This window comes from Mycobacteriales bacterium, from assembly GCA_035504215.1.
Classification (GTDB): Bacteria; Actinomycetota; Actinomycetes; order JAFAQI01; family JAFAQI01; genus DATAUK01.
In genome coordinates this window covers 1-3,153 of record DATJSI010000148.1, presented here as the reverse complement: position 1 = coordinate 3,153, position 3,153 = coordinate 1, and the positions used below count along the sequence as shown (strand labels likewise).

The 3,153-nt window shown below is 68.8% G+C and carries 2 protein-coding genes; one reads left to right on the top strand and one right to left on the bottom strand.

Translation table 11 applies throughout. From position 1 onward, the window contains the following. Nucleotides 1-1,702: alkaline phosphatase family protein (locus VME70_16895; protein ID HTW21873.1), on the top strand; the 1,702-nt coding region annotated here is incomplete at its 5' end. 52 nt (nucleotides 1,703-1,754) lie between these two features. On the opposite strand, the gene VME70_16890 is transcribed toward VME70_16895, so the two are convergent. Further along, nucleotides 1,755-3,153: PHP domain-containing protein (locus VME70_16890; protein ID HTW21872.1), on the bottom strand; the 1,399-nt coding region annotated here is incomplete at its 5' end.

Below are 3,153 nucleotides of genomic sequence, written 5' to 3'. Positions count from 1 at the left end.
CCCAACGATCCGGAGCTTGCGCAAGCGGCTCCGTCTCACGATCGCCGTGGCGGCGTCGTTCGCCCTGGCCATCGGCGTGGCGATCGGCGCGACCGCGGCGAGCGCGTCCAGCACGCCGAAGTTCGCCGGCTACCACACCCCTGCGCTGGTTTCGGCGAGCTACTACCGCGACACCAACAGGACGGCGACCCCCATCAAGCACCTCGTCGTGATCTTCGAGGAGAACGAGTCGTTCGACCACTACTTCGGCACCTACCCGTTCGCGGCCAACACCGACGGCACGCCGTTCCACGCCAAGCCCGGCACCCCGACCGTCAACGGCCTGTACACCAAGATCACCAAGAACGGGTCGGCCGGGCCGCTGCTGACCAGTAACCCGAATGAGTACAACCCGCAGCGGCTGACTCATGCCCAGGCGCTGACCTGCGACCAGAACCACGACTACTTCCCGGAGCAGGAAGCCGAAAACGGCGGCAAGATGAACGAGTTCGTCCAGTTCACTGAGCAGGACGACTGTTCCACTACCGGCGAGTACTACGGCCCGCCCGGCATCGTCATGGACTATTTCGACGGCAACACCGTCACCGGTCTGTGGAACTACGCGCAGAACTACGCGATGAGCGACAACAACTGGGACACCACGTTCGGGCCCTCGACCGAAGGCGCGATCGACGTGAGTTCGGGCCTGAGCTCGGACGGCTACGCGGTCACCCCGTCCGGGACGAAGACCACGGACGCGGGCGCGATCACGCCGGACGGCACCGTCTACGGTGACGTCGACCCGTACTACGACGAGTGCTCGGACTCCAACCACACGTCCACCAACCCCGAAGCGGTGATGACCGGCGATAACATCGGCGACCTGCTGAACTCCAAGCACGTCACGTGGGGCTGGTTCCAGGGCGGGTTCGCCCCGACGTCCTCCAACAGCGGCGGGGTGGTCTGCGGCGCGCAGAGCGACAACGTCGACGGCAGCGCGCTGAACGAGTACACGCCGCACTGGAACCCGTTCCAGTACAACGCGACCACGGCGAACCCGGCTCACCTGCCGCCGTCGTCCGAGGCCGCGATCGGCCGCACCGACCAGGCCAACCACCAGTACGATCTGTCGGACTTCTACGAGACGCTGAAGGACGGCAACATGCCGTCGGTCAGCTACCTCAAGGCCACGACGGCCCAGAGCGCCCACCCCGGCGAGTCCGACCCGCTCGACGAGCAGCAGTTCGTGGTCAACACGGTCAACCAGATCGAGCAGTCCAGGTACTGGCCGTCCACCGCGATCGTCATCACGTATGACGACTCCGACGGCTGGTACGACCACGTCTCACCCGAGTCCGCCGGTGCCCTGATCAACGGGTCCGACAACTCCACGATCGACACGGCCATGTGTGAGGCGACCGCGATCACCGTCGGCAGCGGCAACGGCCGCTGCGGCTACAGCCAGCGCCTGCCGATGATCGTTATCTCGCCGTACACGCGGGACAACTACGTCAGCAGCAACCTCACCGACACAGCCTCGGTGGTGAAGTTCATCGAGAACAACTGGCTGCACGGCGAGCGCATCCCCGGCTCGTTCGACGCGACCTCGGGCAGCCTGGACGCCCGAGGCGGCCTGCTCGACTTCAGCACCAGGCCGCACTTCCAGCCGGTGATCCTCAACCCGACCACCGGCGCCGTCGTCAGCGGAGGCGGCTGGGGCTGATCGGCCGCTAGCAAAGGCCCGGTTCCGCGGCTCGTCGCCGCGGAAGCGGGCCTTAGCGGTTCTTGCGGAGGAACGCGCGCAGGCGGGGCAGTGGCCAGGTGTTGATCACGTCGTCGGGGGTGAGCCAGCCGCGCTGCGCGGTGCCGACGCCGTAGCGCAGGTAGTCGAGGCCGCCGGTGAAGTGGGCGTCGCTGTCGATGGCGAACTTCACCCCGGCGTCCTTTGCCGCCCTGATGTGCGCGGAGGGCAGGTCGAGCCGGTTCGGGTGCGCGTTCACCTCGAGCGCCGTTCCGGTCCTGGCGCAGGCCCGGAACAGCTCTGGCAGGTCTACGTCGACCGGCGGCCGCCGTCCGATCTTGCGGGTCAGCGGGTGGCCGATGATGTTCACGTGCGGGTTCTCGCAGGCCGCGACGAACCGCCGGGTCATCGCCGCACGCGACTGGTCGAAGTTCGAGTGCACCGACGCGACGCAGACGTCGAAGCCGTCGAGGAACGTGGCGGGCCAGTCGACCGTGCCGTCCGGCGCGATGTTCAGCTCGGTGCCGTGCAGCAGCACCATCGGCTCGCCGCCCGGCCCGGGCGCCCCCGCCTCGAGCTGCGCCCCCAGGCGCCGCACCTGCTCGCGCTGGGCCAGCATCTTCTCGTCGGTCATCCGCTGCATGAACAGGTTAGGTGCGTGATCGGTGACTGCGTAGTACGCGTATCCGCGCGCCTGCGCCTTGGCGACCATCTCGGCCAGCGTCGCCACGCCGTCGGTCAGGTCGGTGTGCGTGTGCAGGTCGCCGCGCACGTCCTGCTCGGTGACGAGCTCCGGCAGGCCGCCGCGCAGCGCCGCCTCGACCTCGCCGCAGTGCTCGCGCAGCGTGGGCGGGATCCACGGCATCCCGAGACGCCGGTATACCTCCTCCTCGGTCTGCGAGACGATCAGCTCCCCGGTCTCGGTGTCGAACAGGCCGTACTCGGACAGCTTGAGCTTCTTGCGCACCGCGATCTCGCGCACCGCCACGTTGTGCGCCTGTGACCCGGTGAAGTACTGCATCGCCGCGCCCCAGCAGTCCAGTGGGACCACCCGCAGGTCGATCTGCAGGCCCGCGTCGGTACGGATCGAGGTCTTCGTCGGGCCGGAGCCGATCACGGAAGCCGCCTCGGGCATGCCGGTGAGCGCGGCCATCAGCGGGCCCGAGTCGTCGGCCGCGGCGAGCACGTCCACGTCCCCGATGGTCTCGGCGAACCGGCGCAGCGAGCCGGCCGGAGCGCACCGCTGGCACCCGGGAACCGCGCTGATCACCTCGACGACGCGGGCCGCGGTGTCGTCGGCGACGTTCAGCAGCACCCGGCCGCCGGCGGCGTCCAGCAGCTCGATGCCGCGCAGCAGCTTCTCCTCGCTCTTGCTGCCGAAGCCGCGCAGGCCGGCCAGCCGCCCCGCCTTGATCGCGTCGCGCAGCTCGTCG